Source organism: Nocardioidaceae bacterium SCSIO 66511, assembly GCA_023100825.1.
GTDB lineage: Bacteria > Actinomycetota > Actinomycetes > Propionibacteriales > Nocardioidaceae > Solicola.
Map to the genome: position 1 here is coordinate 1,450,503 of CP095846.1, position 21,139 is coordinate 1,471,641.

General features: G+C 64.3%; 20 protein-coding genes, 1 tRNA gene and 1 pseudogene. 16 read left to right on the forward strand and 6 right to left on the reverse strand.

Features of this window, described 5'->3' with window-relative positions; all coding sequences use genetic code 11:
- Position 1 precedes the first annotated feature (1 nt).
- The 4 genes and pseudogenes from MU582_06795 (at position 2) to MU582_06810 (ending at position 5,332) form a co-directional block, all read left to right on the forward strand.
- On the forward strand, positions 2–739 hold the full coding sequence (locus tag MU582_06795) for an aquaporin family protein (GenBank protein UPK76342.1): 738 nt from the start codon (positions 2–4) through the stop codon (positions 737–739).
- Positions 740–790: 51 nt separating this feature from the next.
- Complete coding sequence (glpK, locus tag MU582_06800) at positions 791–2,308, forward strand: glycerol kinase GlpK (GenBank protein ID UPK76343.1); 1,518 nt, start codon at positions 791–793, stop codon at positions 2,306–2,308.
- Between the two features lie 27 nt (positions 2,309–2,335).
- On the forward strand, positions 2,336–4,063 hold the full coding sequence (locus MU582_06805; GenBank protein ID UPK76344.1) for a glycerol-3-phosphate dehydrogenase/oxidase: 1,728 nt from the start codon (positions 2,336–2,338) through the stop codon (positions 4,061–4,063).
- A 93-nt stretch (positions 4,064–4,156) separates the two neighbouring features.
- Positions 4,157–5,332, forward strand: a pseudogene (locus tag MU582_06810) (MFS transporter).
- Positions 5,333–5,424: 92 nt separating this feature from the next.
- Here the strand turns inward: MU582_06810 and MU582_06815 are convergent.
- The 3 genes from MU582_06815 to MU582_06825 all read right to left on the reverse strand — a co-directional run bounded on the left by MU582_06815 (position 5,425) and on the right by MU582_06825 (position 6,402).
- Positions 5,425–5,500 (reverse strand) — tRNA-His (locus MU582_06815).
- 48 nt (positions 5,501–5,548) lie between these two features.
- Complete coding sequence (gene orn / locus MU582_06820) at positions 5,549–6,133, reverse strand: oligoribonuclease (protein UPK77123.1); 585 nt, start codon at positions 6,131–6,133, stop codon at positions 5,549–5,551.
- A 44-nt stretch (positions 6,134–6,177) separates the two neighbouring features.
- A complete protein-coding gene (locus MU582_06825; protein UPK76345.1) occupies positions 6,178–6,402 on the reverse strand; it encodes a hypothetical protein in 225 nt (74 codons plus the stop codon).
- Between the two features lie 103 nt (positions 6,403–6,505).
- On the opposite strand from MU582_06825, the gene MU582_06830 reads away from it, so the two are divergent.
- The gene (locus MU582_06830; protein UPK76346.1) at positions 6,506–7,261 is read left to right on the forward strand and encodes a DsbA family protein; all 756 of its coding nucleotides are present in this window, start codon (positions 6,506–6,508) and stop codon (positions 7,259–7,261) included.
- Between the two features lie 198 nt (positions 7,262–7,459).
- Positions 7,460–8,260 carry a DsbA family protein gene (locus MU582_06835; GenBank protein ID UPK76347.1) on the forward strand — a complete coding sequence of 267 codons (801 nt, stop codon included), beginning with the start codon at positions 7,460–7,462 and terminating at the stop codon, positions 8,258–8,260.
- Positions 8,261–8,605: 345 nt separating this feature from the next.
- Here the strand turns inward: MU582_06835 and MU582_06840 are convergent, their stop codons facing one another.
- Complete coding sequence (locus tag MU582_06840; protein ID UPK76348.1) at positions 8,606–8,929, reverse strand: hypothetical protein; 324 nt, start codon at positions 8,927–8,929, stop codon at positions 8,606–8,608.
- A gap of 770 nt (positions 8,930–9,699) precedes the next feature.
- On the opposite strand from MU582_06840, the gene MU582_06845 reads away from it, so the two are divergent.
- Positions 9,700–9,981, forward strand: coding sequence for a type II toxin-antitoxin system RelE/ParE family toxin (locus MU582_06845; protein ID UPK76349.1), 282 nt, complete (start codon positions 9,700–9,702; stop codon positions 9,979–9,981).
- Between the two features lie 14 nt (positions 9,982–9,995).
- Positions 9,996–10,295: a HigA family addiction module antitoxin gene (locus MU582_06850; GenBank protein ID UPK76350.1), complete on the forward strand. Its 300-nt coding sequence runs from the start codon at positions 9,996–9,998 to the stop codon at positions 10,293–10,295.
- A gap of 137 nt (positions 10,296–10,432) precedes the next feature.
- Here the strand turns inward: MU582_06850 and MU582_06855 are convergent.
- Positions 10,433–11,694, reverse strand: a protein-coding gene (locus MU582_06855; GenBank protein UPK76351.1) for an IS3 family transposase whose coding sequence is annotated in 2 segments (ribosomal slippage) — positions 10,433–11,421 and positions 11,421–11,694 — 1,263 coding nt in all. Because the reading frame shifts where the segments join, the coding sequence is not laid out codon by codon here.
- Between the two features lie 463 nt (positions 11,695–12,157).
- Between MU582_06855 and MU582_06860 the strand changes: the two genes are divergently transcribed.
- The 8 genes from MU582_06860 (at position 12,158) to MU582_06895 (ending at position 20,235) form a co-directional block, all read left to right on the forward strand.
- Positions 12,158–13,033: an ABC transporter substrate-binding protein gene (locus MU582_06860; protein UPK76352.1), complete on the forward strand. Its 876-nt coding sequence runs from the start codon at positions 12,158–12,160 to the stop codon at positions 13,031–13,033.
- Positions 13,030–14,781, forward strand: a complete 1,752-nt coding sequence (locus MU582_06865; GenBank protein ID UPK76353.1) for a CocE/NonD family hydrolase — start codon at positions 13,030–13,032, stop codon at positions 14,779–14,781. Before MU582_06860 ends, MU582_06865 begins: the two co-directional genes overlap by 4 nt.
- A gap of 123 nt (positions 14,782–14,904) precedes the next feature.
- Positions 14,905–15,669 carry an ABC transporter permease gene (locus MU582_06870; protein ID UPK76354.1) on the forward strand — a complete coding sequence of 255 codons (765 nt, stop codon included), beginning with the start codon at positions 14,905–14,907 and terminating at the stop codon, positions 15,667–15,669.
- Positions 15,651–16,475 (forward strand): ABC transporter ATP-binding protein, encoded by an 825-nt coding sequence (locus tag MU582_06875; GenBank protein ID UPK76355.1) that lies wholly within the window; start codon positions 15,651–15,653, stop codon positions 16,473–16,475. The genes MU582_06870 and MU582_06875 overlap by 19 nt, the downstream gene beginning before the upstream one ends.
- Positions 16,476–16,743: 268 nt before the next feature.
- The gene (locus MU582_06880) at positions 16,744–17,727 is read left to right on the forward strand and encodes a cyclase family protein (protein UPK76356.1); all 984 of its coding nucleotides are present in this window, start codon (positions 16,744–16,746) and stop codon (positions 17,725–17,727) included.
- Between the two features lie 197 nt (positions 17,728–17,924).
- Positions 17,925–18,152: an OB-fold domain-containing protein gene (locus MU582_06885; protein ID UPK77124.1), complete on the forward strand. Its 228-nt coding sequence runs from the start codon at positions 17,925–17,927 to the stop codon at positions 18,150–18,152.
- Positions 18,149–19,288, forward strand: a complete 1,140-nt coding sequence (locus MU582_06890; GenBank protein ID UPK76357.1) for an acetyl-CoA acetyltransferase — start codon at positions 18,149–18,151, stop codon at positions 19,286–19,288. The genes MU582_06885 and MU582_06890 overlap by 4 nt, the downstream gene beginning before the upstream one ends.
- Positions 19,288–20,235, forward strand: a complete 948-nt coding sequence (locus MU582_06895) for an MBL fold metallo-hydrolase (GenBank protein ID UPK76358.1) — start codon at positions 19,288–19,290, stop codon at positions 20,233–20,235. Before MU582_06890 ends, MU582_06895 begins: the two co-directional genes overlap by 1 nt.
- 25 nt (positions 20,236–20,260) lie before the next feature.
- Here the strand turns inward: MU582_06895 and MU582_06900 are convergent, their stop codons facing one another.
- Complete coding sequence (locus MU582_06900) at positions 20,261–20,884, reverse strand: IclR family transcriptional regulator (protein UPK76359.1); 624 nt, start codon at positions 20,882–20,884, stop codon at positions 20,261–20,263.
- Between the last annotated feature and the right edge of the window lie 255 nt (positions 20,885–21,139).

Sequence of the window (21,139 nt, forward strand, 5' to 3'; positions counted from 1 at the left end):
AATGTCTCTTGGCGAAGTATTCGTGAGTGAAGTGATCGGGACGGGCATGCTGACCCTTCTCGGTGTCGGCGTGGTGGCCAACGTGCTACTCGGCAAGACGAAAGGCAGGGGCGTCGGCGGCGACTGGCTGCTGATCAACATCGGCTGGGGCTTTGCCGTGATGGCGGGCGTTTACGCTGCGTACAAGTCGGGCGCGCACCTGAACCCAGCGGTGACGTTCGGGATCTTGTCGTCGGGCGCCGATACGTACGCGGACGGTGTCGACGTCGACGCCGGCTCAACACTCGTATATCTGGCCAGCGAGATGATCGGGGCATTCCTCGGTGCGGTGGTCGCCTGGGCGGCGTACAAGCAGCACTACGACGACCCCGAGGCAGATGCGGGTGCCAAGCTCGGCACCTTCTCGACCGGCCCGGAGATCCGCAACTACGTCTGGAACTTCGTCACCGAGGTGATCGCGACCTTCGTACTGGTGTACATCATCTTGAGTTTCGCCAAGACGCCCAGCGGTCTTGGCCCGTTGGCGGTCGCGCTACTCGTCGTCGGCATCGGCGCCTCGCTCGGTGGTCCGACCGGGTACGCGATCAACCCGGCCCGAGACCTCGGCCCGCGCATCGCGCACTTCCTGTTGCCGATCAAGGGCAAGGGCGGCAGCGACTGGTCGTACGCATGGGTGCCGATTGCCGGCCCGATCGTCGGCGGCGTCCTCGCCGGTCTGCTCTCACAGGGGACCTTCTGATCGACCGCCGCAACCAGCACATCAACCAGCCGTAACACAGGAGGAAACACCATGGCTGACTTCGTCGGCGCCATCGACCAAGGCACCACCAGTACCAGATTCATGATCTTCGACCACGGGGGCAACGAGGTCGCCCGCCATCAGCTCGAGCACGAGCAGATCATGCCGCGGGCCGGCTGGGTCGAGCACAACCCGGTCGAGATCTGGGAGCGGTCGTCGGCCGTCATCCAGACCGCCCTCGGCAAGGCCGGGCTCACTTCGAACGACCTCGCCGCGTTCGGTATCACCAACCAGCGTGAGACGACGGTGATCTGGGACCGCAACACCGGTCGTCCCTACTACAACGCCATCGTCTGGCAAGACACCCGTACTGACCGCATCGCCTCTGCCCTCGAACGCGAAGGCAAGGGTGACGTCATCCGGCAGAAGGCAGGCTTGCCGCCGGCCCCGTACTTCTCCGGCGGCAAGATCCAATGGATCTTCGAGAACGTCGACGGCGTACGCGGGGCAGCCGAGCGCGGTGATGCGCTCTTCGGCAACACCGACACCTGGGTGCTGTGGCAGCTGACCGGCGGGGTGAGCGGCGGTGTGCACATCACCGACGTCACCAACGCGAGTCGCACCATGCTGATGAACCTCGAGACACTCGACTGGGACGACGAGCTGCTCGGCTTCTTCGACATTCCGCGGCAGATGCTGCCGACGATCAAGCCGTCGTCGTCGCCCGACCCGTACGGCACGACGTTGCGCACGGGTCCGGTCGCGGGCGAGGTGCCGATCACGGGCGACCTCGGCGACCAGCAGGCCGCGACCGTCGGGCAGGTGTGCTTCAGCCCCGGCGAGGCCAAGAACACCTACGGCACTGGCAACTTCATGCTGATGAACACCGGTACGGAGATCGTGCGGTCGAAGAACGGCCTGCTCACGACCCCCGCGTACAAGTTCGGCGACGAGCCGGCCGTGTACGCGTTGGAGGGCTCGATCGCGGTCACCGGCTCGGCCGTGCAGTGGCTGCGCGATCAGCTCGGCATCATCAGCGGCGCTGCTCAGTCGGAGGCGTTGGCCCGTCAGGTCGAGGACAACGGCGGGATGTACTTCGTACCCGCGTTCTCCGGACTGTTCGCGCCGTACTGGCGCTCCGACGCACGCGGCGCCATCGTCGGCCTGTCGCGCTTCAACACCAACGCGCATTTGGCACGCGCGACGCTGGAGGCAATCTGCTACCAGAGCCTGGACGTGTCCGGCGCGATGACGGCCGACTCGGGCGTGCAGCTGGAGACGCTCAAGGTCGACGGCGGCGTGACCGAGAACGAGCTGTGCATGCAGATCCAGGCAGACGTCATGGGCGTACCCGTCAGCCGTCCGGTGGTCGCCGAGACCACCGCACTCGGCGCTGCGTACGCGGCCGGTCTCGCTGTCGGGTTCTGGCAGAACACCGACGAGCTCCGCCAGAACTGGAACGAGTCGAAGCGCTGGCAGCCCGAGTGGAGCGACGCGCAACGCGAGGAGGGCTACGCCAACTGGAAGAAGGCGGTGAAGCGTACGCTCGACTGGGTCGACGTCGACTGAGCTCTCGCAACGCATAAGGAGCAGCAGATGAAGCCGATCGCCCTCTCGCCGGAGCAGCGTACGCAGGCGCTGCAGCGCATGTCTGAGGAAACGCTCGACATCCTCGTGATCGGCGGTGGTGTCGTGGGTGCGGGATGCGCCCTCGACGCCGCCACCCGCGGGTTGTCGGTCGGCCTCGTCGAGGCGCGCGACTATGCATCCGGTACGTCCAGCCGCTCCAGCAAGCTGATCCACGGCGGATTGCGCTATCTGGAGATGCTCGATTTCCGGTTGGTCGCCGAGGCGTTGCAAGAGCGCGGTCTGCTGATTCAGACCATCGCGCCACATCTGATCCGGCCGGTGCCGTTCGTCTACCCGCTCAAGGGGCGGGTCTGGGAGCGGCTCTACGCCGGTTCAGGTGTTGCGTTGTACGACACGCTCGGCCTGCTCTCCGGTCGATCTCGCGGGGTGCCGCACCACCGGCATCTGACCCGGCGAGGTGCACGCAAGCTCGTGCCGTCGCTACGCAAGGACGCACTGATCGGCGCCTTGCAGTACTACGACGCCCAGGTCGACGACGCTCGGTTCACCATGACCGTCGCACGCACAGCGGCCGCCTACGGTGCCTCTGTCGCCAGCCGTACGAGGGTCACCGGGCTGCTGCGCGAGGGCGAGCGTGTGACAGGCGCGCGAGTTCTCGACCTGGAGTCCGGCGCCGAAGTCGAGGTGCATGCCCGCCAGGTCGTCAACGCGACCGGCGTCTGGACCGACGAGACGCAGTCGTTCGCCAACGAGCGTGGGCAGTTCCACGTACGCGCCAGCAAGGGCATCCATCTCGTCGTGCCACGCGATCGGATCCGCTCCGAGTCCGGGCTGATACTGCGTACGGAGAAATCGGTGTTGTTCGTGATTCCGTGGGGCCGCCACTGGATCATCGGCACGACCGACACCGACTGGACCCTGAGCAAGGACCATCCGGCCGCGAGCCAGAGCGATATCGACTACCTGCTGGAGCACGTCAACACGGTGCTCGAGGTGCCGTTGACTCGGGCCGATGTCGAGGGCGTTTACGCGGGGCTACGGCCATTGCTCGAAGGAGAGTCGGATGCGACCTCCAAGCTGTCCCGTGAGCACGCGGTCGCACACAGCGTGCCGGGGCTGGTCGTCATCGCGGGCGGCAAGTTCACGACGTACCGGGTGATGGCCGAGGACGCCGTCGACGAGGCAGTGCACGGCCTCTCGCAGGTCCTCGACCGGCGGGTGCCGGACTCGTGCACAGACACCGTTCCGCTGCTGGGCGCCGACGGGTTCGATGCCTGGTGGAACCAGCGGCACATGCTCTCCCGCAGCAGCGGGCTGCACGAGGCGCGCATCGAGCACCTGCTCGGCCGGTACGGCTCGCTGATCGAGGAGGTGCTGGCGCTGGTCGCCGAGGACCCGTCCCTCGGTGACCCGATCGCCGGTGCCGACGACTATCTGCGTGCAGAGGTCGTCTATGCGGTGACGCATGAGGGAGCGCGGCACCTCGACGACGTTCTCACGAGGCGTACGCGCGTCTCCATCGAGACGTTCGACCGCGGTACGAGTGCGGCCGCCGACGTCGCGAAGCTGATGGGCGGCGTACTCGGCTGGGACGACGCGCAACGCGACCGTGAACTCGAGCACTACCTCAAGCGGGTCGAGGCCGAGCGCGAGAGTCAGGAGATGCCCGACGACGAGACGGCCGACGCCGCGCGGATGGGTGCTCCAGATGTCGTACCCGTCTCGACCAGCTGACCGTACGAGAAGAGTTCGCGGACTAATCGGTCCTGCGGGGCCGGCGTAGCAACGAAAAGTCCGCGAACTCTTCACAACGGAACGAGGATCGCGATGCCGAACGCGCCGCACGTGGGCGTACGCGGCACGCTCGCACTGGCCGGACTCGCCTTGTCGGCCTTCACGTTCAACACCACGGAGAACCTCCCGGTCGGGCTGCTCGGCCTGATCGCACACGACCTCGACACCTCGCTGTCGGCGGCCGGATCGCTCGTGGCTGTGTACGGTCTCGTGGTCGCCGTCACCTCGGTGCCGCTGGCGCGACTCGCGCGGCCGTTCCCGCGACGCTACGTGCTGGCGGCTGTCCTGGGGATCCTCGTTGCCTCGACTGTCGTGTGCGCGACGGCCGACTCCTTCGGAGTGCTGTTTGCGGCGCGCATCGCGACGGCGCTCGCGCAGGCGTTGTTCTGGGCGGTCATGGCACCGGCCGCGGTCGGAATCTTTCGGCCCGAGGTACGAGGCCGCGTCGTCGGGGTGCTGTTTGCGTGCTGATCGCTCGCGACGGTGGCTGGCGTTCCGGCCGGCACGTGGTTGGGCCACCAGGCAGATTGGAGTACGCCGTTCATCGCCCTCGCCTGTCTCGGCCTGGTCGCGTTGGTGCTGGTCGCCGGGTGCCTGCCGACGACGCGACCTGGCTCATCGCATGCCGATGTCGGCGCGAACCCGGACGCACGCGCGTACGTCATCGTGCTCGCCACGACCGCGCTTGCAGCGACCGGTGCGTTCGCGGCGTTCACCTATATCGCGCCGTTCCTTCGCGGCGTCGCGGGTTTCGGCGCCGGCGGCGTGAGCGCCATGTTGACCGTGTTCGGGATCGGCGGCCTGACCGGCGTACTGCTGGTCGGCGCGGTCGCCGATCGCCATCCGCGCTTGGTAGTTGCGATTCCGGTGACTGGCCAGGCCGTCGCCCTGGCGATGCTCACGGCCTTCGGCGCGAGCCCCGTCGCGGCGGTGGTGGGCGTACTCGTGCTCGGGCTCACTGCAGCGCCGGTGTTCGCGGCGACGCAGGGGCGGATCATGCACGTGGCTCCGCGTGGCACGGACACGGCGTCCGCGGCGAACTCCGCGGCCTTCAACCTCGGCATCGCCGCCGGCGGTGCGTGCGGCGGAGTCGTACTCGCTCTAGCCTCCGTCCGATCGACGTTCCTGCTCGGTACGGTGATCAGCGCGGTCGCGACCGTTCTCGTCTGGTCCGAGCGGCGCTTCGGTCGTACGCCTGTCGCCGCCTGAGCTCGGTGTCGGACCCAAGCGGAACGCATCAGGCACCCGAACGGCCGGGAAAGGGAACAGCCCCGGAACACAGCGGCTCCGGGGCTGTCTCGTGGGGTGAGTGACGGGGCTTGAACCCGCGACCCTCGGCACCACAAGCCGATGCTCTACCAGCTGAGCTACACCCACCACGCGCACACGGCGTACACCGCATGCGGCCTGAGAAAGTGTAGCCGGTCAGTCGGACGGTGTGCCGCGCAGGGACCCACCGTGTTCGGCGGCGAGAGCGCGTGCCGTCTCGGTGTCCGGACCGGGTTGAGGTACGAAGACCGCCGCGCGGTAGTAGCGCAGCTCCTCGATGCTCTCCTGGATGTCGGCCAGCGCACGGTGGTTGCCGGACTTGTCGGGCGCCGCGAAGTACGCGCGGGGATACCAGCGCCGCGACAGCTCCTTGATCGACGACACGTCGACGATCCGGTAGTGCAGGTACGCCTCGAGCTCGGGAGTGTCACGGACCAAGAACGCGCGGTCCGTGCCGACGGAGTTACCGGCGAGCGGCGCCTTGCCCGGCTCGGGGACGTGCTCACGTACGTAACTGAGGACTGTGTTCTGGGCCTCGGCCAGGGTCATGCCCCCGTCGAGCTCCTCGAGCAGCCCGGAGTCGGTGTGCATCTTCGTGACGAAGTCGTTCATCTGCGCGAGCGCGGCCTCGGGAGGCTTGATGACGACGTCGACGCCCTCACCGAGCACGTTGAGCTCGAAGTCGGTCACGAGGGCCGCGACCTCGATCAGCGCGTCGTGCTCCATGTCGAGCCCGGTCATCTCGCAGTCGATCCACACCAGCTTGTCATTCACGGCCAGCCACCCTAACCTCTGTCGCGCTGATCTGCGGAATCGTCACCAGACCGTTGCGGAGTCGGCGGTCGCATCAGACCGCTGCGGTCGAGTACGTACACGATCAGCACGATCAGCAGCAGTCCGGCACACGCCGCGACCGTCGACACGATCGGGGCACCGGCATAGATCAGGAGTGCGGCGGCGAGTGCCAGCGCGGGTAGGCTCCACACAACCAACGTTCGCAGGGCGCTCACGGGGCGAGCGGCGCGTCGCCGACCTGACCGAGACATCCGTACTCCCCGCTATCGTGGCCGGACCCAAGCGTAGTGGTTAGCAGCGGTGGAGAGGGCGAAGATCGTGAGTAGCACAGGGCCGGACCGGCGCGCCCGCGCCGAGCGGATGCGCAAGGACCGCGAGCGTGCCGGGCGTCGCCGACGCAATCGCATCACGGCCGCGATCGTCGCCGCCGTGGTCATCCTGGTCGGTGTCGCCGCGGTTGCGATCGGCTCGGCGTCCGACGACGACTCGCCTTCGGAATGGGAGGGATTCCCGGCCGACGGCATCGTGTACGACCAGAAGGCGGCGACGGGGGAGTCGTCGAACGACAGTCCGGTCGGTGTCGTCGTGTACGAAGACTTCCAATGCCCGCATTGTGCGGCGTTCGAGATGGAGACGCGCGAGCTGGTGTCCGACTACGTCGAGGACGGCACGATCAGGGTTGCGTACGAGCCCCTGAACTACATCGACCAGGGCATGGGCGGCTCGACGGAGTACTCGATGCGGGCCGCGAACGCAGCAACGTGCGTGTACGACGAGGGCGGCGGCCAGGCGTTCCAGGACTTCTCGGAGCTGTTGTTCGACAACCAGAAGGCCGAGGGCACGGCGGGCTTCAACGATCAGGAGCTCACGGCGTACGCCGATGAGGCCGGTGTCGACGACCTGGGTTCGTGCCTGGTCGAGTTGCCGCATCAGAAGGAGATCGAGAAGCGTACGCGCGACTTCGCGACGTCCGAGGTCGGCGAGAACGGCACGCCGGCCGTCGTCGTCGACGGCGAGCGACTGCCGAGCCCGAGTGCGGACGCGCTCCGCGAGGCGATCGAGGACGCCGCGTAGAGCCGCGCCCGGGTGGGCGCACACCCATCTGTTGTGGTCGCGTGACCTGATCCCGGTATCGTGGGGCGCGGTCGCGCGCGCTCGACCGGATGGAACCAACGATCGGTGCCGCGCGTTGGCCGGAAGAACCCTGCCACGCACGTACGTAGTGCTCGACGCGGCCCGACGACACGGTCGCGTCCGACGAGAGAGTGAAACTTGAGCAGTAAGAACGAGCGCCCCGATCGCCGCGCCCGCGCCGAGCAGATGCGTAAGGAGCGTGAGCGCGCCGCCAAGCGTCGCCGTAACGGCATCACGGTCGGCATCGTCGTGGTGGTCGTCGTACTCATCGCCGCAGCCGGGTTCGGCATCTACCAGGCCACCGACGACAACGCCGCCGCCGGATCGACGCCGAGCGGTGCGACCGAGGATGGCGGGTTCGTGGTCGACCAGAAGACCCTGACCGGTGAGTCGTCGTCGGACAAGCAGCCGGTCGACGTCGTGATCTACGAGGACTTCCAGTGCCCCGGCTGTCGTGCCTTCGAAACATCGACGCGCACGGTCGTCGACCAACTCATCAAGAACGGCACGATCGAGGTCGAGTACCGCCCGCTCGACTTCATCGACCAGAACATGGGCGGTCAGACCGAGTACTCGATCAAGTCCGCCAACGCGGCCGTCTGCGTGTACGAGGAGGCCGGCGCGAAGGCGTTCTACGAGCTGCACAAGCCGCTTTTCGACAACCAGATGGAAGAAGGCGGCCCGGGCTTCACCGACCAGCAGTACAAGGACTTCGCCAGCGACGTCGGTGCCGACGGCGTCAGCTCGTGCATCTCGGACCGGCCGTACGCCGACTTCATCCAGGACACGACACGGGCGTTCGCCAAGGAGGGCTACAACAGCACTCCGACGATCCTGATCAACGGCGAGGAGCTGGAGGGCCAGACCAAGGACGGTCAGTCGCTGCTGCCGACCGCACAGGAGTTCCAGACCGCCGTCGAGAAGGCGGCGAACTCCTGAGCCGACGCGGCGAATAGCCTGGACCTGCGCGGCGCGCCCGGCAGGACTCGAACCTGCGACCGGTGGATTAGAAGAGCCCCACTCCGCGCAACATGCCCGCGATTTCAGGTCCAGAAGTGGCGTGTTCGCCGCCATAGCCCGCACCACGAGCACCAGTTGACTCCATTTTCGCACCACGTTTGATCCCACGCGCCGAGTGCGCCTGTGCTCCTCGTGGCGTCGCGCGCATTGACAGTCGGCGGCAGACGCCTTGTGCCCCGCTGACGTTGAAGTGGTGGTCGTGGCGTCTGGACATACATGGCGTTGCTCAAGCGCTTGGCGGTGCGCTGTGGCTCCCCGGGATGTTCAGTCTGCATCGATGAAGCGGAGAGCGGCGTCGAGCCTGGGGATAGCGGTCAAAGTGGCGATGTAGTCAGTGTTCAGGTCGATAAGTGTTGGTAGTGCTTTGGCTAGCCAGTCGCGAAGATAGTTCGCCCACTCCTCGCGCTTCTCATCGTGGAAGGTCCAGCCTTGGTCGTCGGCGGTTTCGACCAATGCATACAGCGTGCTGAGGCGTCCATCAGCGATTGGGGCCGGTCCGCCGTCATCGGCTACTCGAGCGGCCCAGAGACGGTGACGGCCGTTCGCGATGCCGATCTCCAATCGTTGCGTCACATCGATCTCGGGCATCGGGCCAGGTTCGATGAGTCGGCGCCACCAAGATCGTGGCCGTTCGCCACCGTCGGACTGGGCCTTCGTGGCGTAGTTCCGCACCTGGGCGCCGAATCGAACGTTAAGCGGGATGTCGTGGACCCAGGAACGGACGATGGCTGCTTCGGCCTCGGTGAGGTCGGCATCTATACGGACGTCTCGGGAGGTGTGCCACTCGGCGGTCTCGGGTACGTACGCGGCAGCGCTAACGGCAGCGCGTACAGCAGCGATGATGAGTGGCCACCGGTGGTCTTCGTGCAGGTAGCCACGGGAACGGCCGTCGTCGACGTCCGGATCTCTCACCTGAGGGTTCAACGAGGCCGGGAACCACACCCACGCCTGCGGCCAATGAACCGTCACGTCAAGAGTCATTAGCTAGCCTCCAAGGTTGGTCGTGCTCCGCCGTGCACGAATCCTCCCCGCAGGTGCGGACACTGCGCGCGGAACATCAACGAGACACCCCTTGGCTCTCAACAGCCGCTCGGCGCGCGGTCACGCGTACGCCGGACCTGACGCCGTCACGGGAGATTCCGAGGGCAGGAGAGGCCAACGGCTGGACGGTCTCCGAGCGCGGCCGCGCTCGGCCGAGATCCGCGACGCATACTCCGCTGCGCACTGAGCCAGAAGGCACGTTTCATTGGAACAGCGTGCATCCCAGTTGATAGGGCAGGCTTGTCGCTCGCACACGAAGCACCACTGGCAGTTGCTCCCGTCGTGCGATACTATCGACCTGCGGTAGTATGGTTTGTGTGATTCGGTCGTTCGCGGACAAGCAGACTCAGAAGGTCTGGGAGCGCGCACACGTTCGCCGGCTCGGGCGTGACGTGCAGCGGGCAGCGCAAAAGAAGCTGCGCCTGCTGAACGCGGCCGGCTCGATCAACGACCTACGTGTGCCGCCGGGCAACCGCCTGGAGAAGCTAGCCGGCGACCGCGACGGGCAACACTCCATCCGCGTCAACGACCAATACCGGATCTGCTTCGTCTGGACCGAGAGCGGCCCCGATCAGGTCGAGATCACGGACTACCACTGAGAGGAGATAACGCGATGGCCACGACAGCACACGCACCCATCACGCCCGGCGAGATCCTCCAGACCGAGTTTCTGGAGCCGCTGGGTATCACCCCGTACCGCCTAGCGCAGGCCACTGGCCTGACCCAGACCCGGATCTCGGAGGTGATCCACGGCAAGCGCCGCATCACCCCTGACACTGCCCTGCGCCTCTCCAAGGCGCTCGGCCTGTCGGAGCGGTTCTGGCTCAACGTCCAGCTCGACTACGACCTTGAAGTCGAGCACGACCGACACGCCTCCGCTCTCGATGACGTGGAAAGACTCGTACCCGCCTGAGCGGCTGCCACCTCGCAGGAACACATGTGCCCTTAGACCGCGACGCCGCGGTCGTGCGGGTGGGTGAACGAGCACCCGAACGACGCACGGTCTCGCTCACCGGCGAGCTGAACCGTCACGGGTTTCGGACCGGTCGGTTATGTGTGGGCTGGCTCCGGTTGGAGCACTGGTAGGAGCCGATCGTAGTGGGCTTGTTCGTACTCGATCGGCGGGAGGTAGGTCAGGCTGGAGTGCAGACGATCGTGGTTGTACCAGTCGACCCATTCGGCGGTCAGGTACTCGGCCTCGGCGAGGGTCTTGATCGGCCCGTCGGGCTTGATGCACTCGTTCTTGTAGAGGCCGTTGATCGATTCCATCAGCGCATTGTCGTAACTGTCGCCGACGCTGCCTGTAGATGGCAGAATCCCGTTGTTTGCAAGGGATTCGCCGAACCGGACCGATGTGTATTGACTGCCCTTGTCGTTGTGATGGATCAGCCCGTCGGCGATCGGATGGCCCTGGTCACGCTGCCAGACCGCCATCGACAGGGCGTCACGAACCAGCCGGTCGGTCATCGTCGCCGCGACCGCCCAGCCGACGATCCGTTGGGAGAACACATCGACGACGAAGGCCGTGTAACACCAGCCCGACCAGGTCGAAACGTAGGTCATATCGGCGATCCAGCACTGGTCGGGCACCGCGGCGGTGAAGTTCCGCTGCACCAGGTCGGTGGCCGGTTCGCGACCCTCGTCGCGGATCGTGGTGCGTTTCTGCTTTCCTCGACGCAATCCGACCAGGCCTTCCTGGCGCATCAACCGGTCGACCTGGCAGAACGACACCCGCTGGCCCTGCCGGCGCAGCCAGCGGGTCATCTTGCGCCGTCCGTAGAACCGCTCCCGCGGCAACCGGCCGGTCACCGGATCCTGCCGCCGGGTGGCCAGTAGCGCCTCCACGACGACCGCATCCTCGACGGCTCGGTCGCTTGCCGGGCGAGTCCGTGCCTTACGATAGGCACGCTCGGTGAAGGCCACGCCGAGCTGCTGTAAAACCTTGCAGACAAGGAAGATCCGGTGACCGCATCGACGCTGGGCATCGATGAACTCGACGATCATCGGCGTCGGGGGTCGAGTTCCCCCGCGAAGAAAACCGACGCTGCCTTCAAGATCTCATTGGCCTCCCGCAGCTCGCGGTTCTCCCGCTCCAACTCCTTGATCCGGGCCCTCTCGCTACTTGTCGAGCCAGGCGCGACGCCAGCATCAACCTGGGCCTGCTTCACCCACCGGCGCAGCGATTCGACCCCCACTCCAACCTTGGGAGCGATCGCCTTACACGCCAGATACGGGCTGTCGTACTCCTCCAGATGATCCTGGACCATCCGGACCGCACGATCGCGCTGCTGCTTCGGAAACTGCTTCGGCATGACACCGATCCTCTCGCAAAGGACCGGAACCAAACCCGTGACGGTTCAAGTCTGGGCGACTCGAAGTCGGTGGCCGTTGCGGATTTGCCGCCTGCGATGCGAGGAGACAGGTCTCAGGTAAGCCGACGCATTGCGGGAATGGGTCAGCCTGCGCTGCTCCGGGTGTGAGTAGGACGTTGTTAGAGGAGACGGGCGGGCTCGGATCCAGCGGTCGCGACCGTTGAGAGGGGTTGCGCTGAGACAGTGTCTCATTTATGGTCGATCAGCAAGATCGCTCACGCGTCGTCACAGAGATCGGGTCACTATGCATTCCATCCGACGTCTTCCTTACGTGGTGCTAGCGGCGCTCGCCGTGCTTGCGTACAGCGGGTGCTCGCCGAGTTCTGAGGGGTCCTCGGGCGAGGGTGACCTCGACCAGGTCTCTGTCGCGGTTACCGGGGTCAACTCGTTGCATATGTGGGCGATGGTCGCTGAGGACCACAACCTGATGGAGCCTTGGGGCATCGACCTGAATCTTGTGACTTTAGATGGGCAGTCGAAGGTTGTTCCGTCGCTGCTGTCTGGTGAGGTCCAGTTCGCCTCGTCGACACCCGAGCAGGCGATGACGGCAACCCTGCAGAATCCTTCGCTTCAGATGGTCGTCTCGTCCTTCACTGCCAATCCATATGTGGTGGTCGCCAAGGGTGGGGTTGATGATCTGGACGACCTATCTGGGAAGACCATTGGTGTGAACGCGTTGGGTGCGAGCGCCGACTACTTCAGCGCCAAGATCGCTCTTGAGGATCATGGTTTGGAGGAGGGTGACGACTACACGTTTGTGCAGTCAGGCAACACGGCTCAGCGGGTGTCTGCGTTGGAGTCTGGCCAGATCGACGCGATGCTTGCGTGGGAGCCCGATGTCAGCCGTGCCGAGGAGGTTGGGGCGGCGCCGGTCATGTCTCTCGCCGAGGTGTCGAGCCTTAAGGGTGCGCAGTTCAGTACGTTTGTGGCACTTGAGTCCTGGTATGACGAGAACAGCGATGTCGCGGAGCGCTGGGTCCGTGGATATCAGGAGACAATTCGCTGGTTGCAGGACCCGGAGAATCGTGAGGATGTGGTTCGCAGTATCGCGGCGCACTTGGATGTATCCGATGAGCAGGCCGAACGCACGTATAAGCAGTTTCTGGTCGACCTACCGGCCGAGGATCCGGTATCGACGTTCAACGTTGAGTCCTTGGAGAAGATGCTCGAGAACGCACAAGCGGCGGGAGTGGATGCGCTCGGCGATGTTGACGGCGATGACCTCGACGGATTCTTCGACAACACCCTCGTCGACAACGCGAAGGAGCTGCACAAGTGAGTGTTGATCTCAATGCAGGTCGTCAGGCGAGCGAACACGACGAGATTGTCGTCGATTGGGACGTGCAGGTTCCTACCCGCGACGGCCTCGAGCTGCGTGCCGATGTGTTTCGCCCGCGGGAGGTAGGCGACTATCCCGTGATCCTCGCGATGGGACCGTATGGGAAGGGCCTGAACTTCGAGGAAGGGTTCCCCGCGAACTGGCGACGAATGATCGAGGCGTACCCGGAGGTGGCCGAGGACACTTCGAACCGGTTCCAGAATTGGGAGATGGTCGATCCGGAGAAGTGGGTCCCGGACGGTTATGTGTGCGTGCGCGTCGACTCGCGTGGTGCGGGGCGCTCGCGGGGTCTGCTGGATGTCTTCTCCCAGCTTGAGGCACGTGACTACTACGACTGCATCGAATGGGCGGGTGTCCAGCCTTGGAGTAACGGACGTGTCGGGCTCCTGGGTATCTCCTACTATGCGACGAATCAGTGGCATGTCGCCGCGCTGCAGCCACCGCACTTGTCGGCGATCTGCGTGTGGGAGGGCTTCGCCGACTACTACCGCGATGCCGCGAGACACGGTGGGATCCTCAGCGGTTTCCTCGAAGGATGGTTCAACCGGCAGGTGGCTCGCGTCCAGCACGGGGTCGCGGATCGCGGGTTCCGGGACCCCAACACGGGCTACGCCGTCGCCGGCGACGAGCAACTCTCGGAGCGTGCCCTGCGCGAGAACCGGGTCGACCCTGGCGAGCATGCGAGGGATCGCCGACTCGACGGTGCGTACTACGCCGAACGCACCCCGGATCTCTCTCGCATCAACGTCCCGTTGTTCTCAGCTGGGAATTGGGGTGGTATGGGTCTCCATACGCGTGGCAACATCGAGGGTTTCCTCGCGGTTGGCTCGCAAGAGAAGTGGCTCGAGATGCACGGTGACACACACTTCAGCCCGTTCTACACGGACAGAGGCGTGAGCCTTCAGAAACAGTTCTTCGGAACGTTCCTCAAGGATGAGGACAACGGCTGGCGTGAGCGACCCGCGGTCGAGTTGCTCATACGTCATCCGGGAGAACGCTTCGTCTCGCGATTCGAAGCGTCGTGGCCTCTGCCGGATACCAACTGGACAAGGTTCTACCTTGACCCACATACGATGTCCCTGGCACGCGAGCCCAGACCGGGCGCACCCTTGGAGTATCAGACGATGGGCGCCGGATTGAGGTTCTCGCTACCCGTCGTGGACCATGACCGCGAGTTCACCGGCCACTCGGCGGTACGGATGAGGGTGTCGTCCCAGACTTCGGACGCGGACATATTCGTCGCCTTGCAGCTCTTTGATCCGGATGGCGAGGAGGTGACGTTCATCGGTTCGAATGACCCTAAAGTCCCTGTCGGGCTGGGGTGGTTGCGGGCGTCGCATCGCGCGCTTGATACCGAACGTAGTACCTTCTACCGGCCCTATCACACACACTCCGACCCCCAACCTCTCGAGCCTGGTGTCCCCGTCGACGTCGATGTCGAGATCTGGCCGACCTGCATCGTCGTCCCGGCGGGTTATCGGCTCGAGCTCGCCATCCGCGGGTGCGACTACAAGAACTCTGGATCGAGCCTTGATGACGCAATGTACGAGATGCGCGGTGTCGGCCCGTTCGTGCACGTCGACGAAACCGACCGTCCAGCCTCGGTGTTCGACACAGTCGCGACCCTACATTTCGACGAGGACGAACCACCGTATCTCTTGCTCCCCGAGATCGACACGGGAAGGTAGGAGCGTGCAGCATCTCAATTTCACGATCATACGAATTCGAAGGGGAGGTGCAGGCCAATGAGCGGTATCGCTGAACGGATTACTAGATCACGAGAGGGTCGGAGCAAGTCCACCGGAGGGGTCGTGGCTTCAATCTATCGCAGATACGCGACCGCGATACACACGCTGGTGTCGCTCGCCATTGGACTGCTTTTGTGGCAGTACGCCGCTGCGCACACTAGCTCGCTGGTCATGGTTCCGGTGCAGGACATCTGGGACGCCTTCCTGCGAAACGTCGAGAATGGCCGTCTAGCGACCGACTTCCTGTCCAGTCTGCAGGGATTCTCCATCGGGCTCGCGTTGGCATCCGTGGCCGGTATCGCGGTCGGCATGCTGATGGCGTCATCGAAGCTCATCTTTGACCTGTTAGATCCATGGGTCTCGGCGCTGTACTCGACACCACTGATCGCGCTGGCGCCCGTATTCATCATCATCTTCGGTCTCGGCATGACGACAAAGGTGGCCGTAGTGCTATCGCTCGCCATCTTCCCGGTAATCATCAATACAACGGCCGGGATAAAGACCACAGACAAGGACCTTATCGAAACTGCCCAGTCGTTCGGAGCCGGCCGCATCGAAATCTTCCGCAAAGTGATGCTACCTTGGTCGGTTCCGTTCATTCTCACCGGTCTGCGTTTGGCTGTGGGTCGTGCTCTGATCGGTGTGGTTGTCGCGGAATTTTTCGGATCACAGGAAGGTCTCGGAAATCTCATCTTCGTTTCGTCGCAAACCTTCGACACCGCATCCGTATGGCTCGGCGTCTTCCTACTCGCAATTATCGGAACGGTTCTGATCCGGTTCATGTACACCGTTGAGAGGTGGGTCGCTCCATGGCGCCAGAACAGATGACGGGGCTCGGCACGGCGGCGCCGCGGCTAGAGATCACCAGCCTCAACAAGACCTTCGAGCGCCGCGGCGAAGAGATAGAAGTCCTGCAGGAAATCAACCTCACGGTCGCCGCCGGCGAGTTCGTCGCGATCGTCGGTGCCTCAGGATGCGGCAAGACCACGCTCGCGCGCATCGTGGATGGGCTCGAACACTCCACGAGCGGGACGATCCGGATTGACGGTGAGCCGCCCAACGGAGCCGGCCGAGACCAGAATCGAGGATTCGTCTTCCAGAAGGACAACCTGCTCCCGTGGCGAACGGTGCTCGACAATGTCGGCCTCGGCCTCGAACTACAACGTCGACCGTCAAGAGAAAGACGAGCTACCGCCCAGAAGTATTTAGACCTGGTCGGCCTCGGCTCCTTTAGCAAACACTATCCGCATGAGATCTCTGGCGGCATGAAGCAACGAGCAAACCTGGCGCGTGCGTTCAGCATTGAGCCGGAGATCCTACTGATGGACGAGCCATTCGCCGCGCTCGACGCGCAAACTCGAGAAATCATGCAGACCGAGCTCCTACGTGTCTGGAATGAATCGAACGGTGGGTCTGTTCTGTTCATCACCCACCAAATCGACGAAGCGCTGTTCCTGGCGAACAGAGTCGTGGTCCTGACCGCTCGGCCAGGACGCATCAAGGAGATCATCGAAGTTCCGTTCGAGCGTCCACGCACCCTCGAAATAAAGCGATCCCCAGAATTCGGTGCCTTGTACGACCGAATTTGGAAAATGATCGAAGAGGAAGTTCGGGATTCAATGGAAGTTGGATAAAGGAGATTTCGGGAGCTGGATGGATGCGGAACCCTCAAGCTCGCACTCTATGGCAATACTGGCAGTGGCGTGGGGGCAGTCAGGGTATGACCCGTCTCGGCGTTTCGCCGGCGCAGCGAAGTGTTCGCGAAAACTACTGTGGTGACCTAGGCGTCGAACCCGGGGAACCGGTAAACCATCCGTAACGGCCGGACCGTTTTTGGCTAATTGGGCACTAGGGCTTTCATGAGTAAATCCCATGTAAGGCAGTGTCTCAGAAGGAGGCTATATGAGCACCGATGATCGGCCGACGATCGATACCGTGCGTATGCTCGGCGAGAAGTACTCGAATTGGGCGCGTTGGGGAACAGACGATCAGGCGGGCACGCTGAACCATGTCACGCGTGAGCACGTTGTCGCTGCCGCCGGCCTCGTGCGAAGCGGCCGTGTGGTCGAGATGGGACTGCCACTGGACGAGTCAGGGCCGCAGGATGGCGGAGGGGGGTTCGGCCGGTTCAACCCGATCCACCTCATGATCCGCGACGGCGCCGATGTTGCGGCCGGGACGACGATCCGCGACTTCTACGGCGGGGAGGACAAACACCTTCGCGGCACGGATGACGTGCTCATTCTCCCGCTTCAGTCCGGAACTCAGTGGGATGCCCTCGCCCACATCTTCTTCGAAGGGCGGATGTACAACGGCGGCGAAGCGTCCATGGTGGGCAGCAAGGGCGCGCTGGTAAACGACATCACAACGGCATGCGACCGCATGGTCGGTCGAGGAGTCCTCCTGGATGTCCCAGCAGCGCTAGGAGTGCGGTGGCTGGAGCCCGGATACGTGATCACCGCGGACGACCTCGATCGCACAATCGAACGTCAGCATAGCGACGTCGGGCGCGGAGACTTCGTGTTCGTCCGAACCGGTCAGATCGCCCAGATACGCGACCGGGGCACATGGGGGGAGTATGCCGGCGGACCGGCGCCCGGGTTGGGGCTGAGCTCGGTGCCCTGGGTTGCCGACCGTGAGGTCGCGGCTGTCGCAACCGACACCTGGGGAATGGAGGTTCGGCCCAACGAAACCGCCGACACCAACCAGCCGTTGCACATCATCTTCATTGTTCATATGGGGCTGTGGGTCGGGGAGATTTTCGATCTCGAGCCAGTCGCGCAGGCGTGCGAACAGGAAGGGCGCTGGGAGTTCATGTTCTCCGGGCCGCCGTTGCACATCACACGAGCCGTGGGCTCCCCACTGACGCCGTTGGCGATCTTTTGAGCACGCCAGAGGCCCGCACGCGACCGCGTCCTTTTCCGCGCGGGGAGGAACGGAGTTGGTTCGACGCTGCCCGAGACCACGATCTGCTCTACCAACGGTGCGACCAATGCGGCCATGTGGCGAACTATGTTCGCGTCGTGTGCCCACACTGCGGGTCATGCGATGTGACTCGTCTGTGCTCTGCAGGCGTCGGCTCGGTGCACTCGTGGACGACACAGGTCCCGTCGCGGCGCCGCGAGGAGAATGGGGATGTCGCACGCACGCTGGTACTAGTTGAACTCGACGAGGGCTTTCGTGCCATGGCCGACTTCGTCGGATGTAGCGGTGAGCCGAAGGTCGGACTCAGGGTCGAGGTGACGTGGCAACGCGTCGAGGACGGCCTGACCCTTCCTCAGTTCCGGGCACTCTCAGGAGGTGCCGTATGACGTTGCGCAGCGCGGTCGCAATCGTGGGTGCGGCGGAGGCAGATGCACACCAAGGGCACGGATACTCGCCGTTGGGGCTCGCGTCGCGATCTGCCGTTGATGCGCTCGCCCAGGTTGGCCTTACCACGGCGGATGTCGATGGTGTCTTCACCACGTCGTCGTACCACGGATTCCCTGCCATGAGTCTATGCGAGTACCTTGGCCTGCGCCCTTCATACGTCGACAGCACTGCGCTTGGCGGCTGCTCGTTCATCGCGCATCTCGGCCACGCGGCTGCGGCGATCGCCACCGGTCGTTGCGAGGTTGCCCTCGTGACATACGGAAGCACGCAGCGAACCGACGGCGGCAAGCTCGTGAGTCTGTCGGAACGGCTTGCGTTCGAAGAACCGTACGATCTGATCCACCCGATCGGCACGTTCGGGATGATCGCTCACCGCCACATGGCCGAGTACGGGACGACATCGGACCAGCTCGCTGAGGTCGCAGTCGCCGCACGCTCATGGGCGATGCTAAATCCGCGCGCACCCCGACGTGAGCCGCTGACGGTTGATGACGTGCTCAACTCACGGGTGGTCGCAAGCCCACTGCACAAGCTCGATTGTTGTCTGGTCACAGACGGCGGCGGCTCGCTCGTACTCGTTTCGGGGGAGCGGGCGGGCGATCTCACGGACCGACCCGTCTACGTACGCGGAGCAGGCGAGGCGATCAATCACCGCCACTTGCTGGGCATGGCCGATCTGACGACCACCAACGCCGGCGAGAGCGCGCAGCGGGCGCTCGAGATGGCGGACATCGAGTTGGCCGACATCGATAGCGCGCATGTTTACGACGCTTTCACGATCGGCTTGCTGATCTTGATGGAGGACCTGGGGTTCTGCCCGAAAGGTGAGGGAGGTCCCTTCTTCGCCGCGGGTCACACTCGGCCGGGCGGGCCGATCCCACTCAACACCAGCGGCGGAGGCTTGTCGTACACGCACCCGGGGATGCTGGGAATGTTCCTGCTCCTGGACGCGATCGAGCAGCTGCGTGGGCATGCAGGAGAACGTCAAGTACCGGACGCAACCCACGCTCTCGTTCACGGGATGGGCCTGACACTCGCGGGCCACGCAACGACGATTCTATCTACGGAGGCTTGATGAGTACCGAACCTTGCGACGCCGTCACGATCACGGTGCTTGTCGACAACTTCATCGACATGCTGATGCCGGAACGGCCTGGGTTGACGAGGGTCGGCATGCCGGAGCATTTCGCGGCCCGGCGCGGAACACCCCTAGCGGAGAATGGTATCGCCTTCGTGATCGAGGTCGAGCATGGCGGGCGTACAACGACCATCCTCTACGACGCCGGGATCAGCGCACTCGCGGTGCGACACAACGCTGATGTCCTGGACGTCGATCTGACGACGATCGACCAGGTCGTGATCAGCCATGGTCACCCCGACCACTTCGGCGGAATCTACGGAGCACTAGAAGCCATCGGGCGACGTGTGCCAGTGGTGGCGCACCCGAACGCGTTCCGTCCACGGATGATCACTCGCCCGGACGCCGTGCTGCCGTACTTCAACCGCGACCTGACTCAACCGGCTATCGAAGCTTCCGGCGGTCGGCTCGTTCTCGTCCGCGACGCGCTCCCTGTCGCGCCAGGAGTGACGACAAGCGGCGAGATTGCCACAACGGTCGACTTCGAGCATGAGGTACCAACGGGCCGTCTGTGTGTGCAGGACGGCAGGCTGTGCGAGGATCCGATCGATGACTATCTGACCCTGCTAATTCACGTGCGAGACCTCGGGTTGGTCGCGCTTGATCCGTGCGGCCACGCTGGTGTGGTGAGTGCTGTCAGACACGGTCAGGAACTGACCGGCGTGGAGCGTGTGCATGCCGTCATGGGTGGTTTTCACCTTGGCCATCTCGGAATCTCACAGAACAAGATCGACCAGACGGCGGATGCGCTGGCGACTCTGTCACCGGCGCTTGTATCGCCGATGCATTGCAGCGGATTTAGGGCGCAACGCGCCGTCGCCGAGCGGATTCCGGAGGCGTTCGTCCAGATGTCGGTGGGGTCGCGCGTGCGTCTCGGGCGCTGAGCGAACCGCATCTGATTCGTAGCTTCTACGGCCCGTCTGGCGGTCCCCAGCGTCCGCTCCAGCCAAGCCGCCGGGACAGAGCGTTCGCGCTCGAGCGAACAGACGGTCCGAGCCGCTCCGCGGCGGCCGCGTCCAGGCGATAGACGGGAGCGCTGATCGTCAGTGCCCCCACGCACTCCCCTTCGGCGTCGAAGTACGGGGACGCGACGCCGGCACCTTGCACCACCCAGCCACTCGCCGAGTACGCATAGCCCAACTCGCGATCTTGCGCGAGTTGCGCTCGATATGCCTGAGGATCCGCAATGCTCTGCGGCGTGTAAGCGACCAGGCCTTCGTCCAGAATTCGATCGATCGCATCGGATGTCAACGCGCCGAGAATGGCGCGTCCTGCCGCGCCCGTGGTTAACGGGTACGGCTTATTCAGGTCCACTACGTAGCGAAGCTGGTGTGTGCTCTCGATCTGGTCGGTGAAGACGACTCGTACACCGTCTCGGACGGTCAGGTAGGTGGTTTCGTTGTGCTCTGCTGCGATTTCACGGAGGAAGGGCGCCGCAGCCCGCCAGAGCGAGTCGCGCTGTCGAACCGCCGCCGCCACGGCGAACAGTGTCGGCCCCGCCGCGTACGTCCCGTTGTCGTCGACCTGCTGCACCCATCCCATGCTCTCGAGCTGACGAAAGATTCGGCTCACTGCGCTGCGGTCGATGCCCGTCTCTCGTGCGGCCGCTCGAGGACCGATGCCTCCCTCGCGGTAGCCGACGAGTTCTAGTAACGCCGCGACTCGCTGACTGATCGAGGACGACGCACTGGCACTCGCTCCCTCGACGCTCGCTTTGGCGGTCCTACTCATCAGATCTGCCTTCCGTAGCAAAGGAAACGCATCCTACGTGTACCTCGTTGGCGCAGG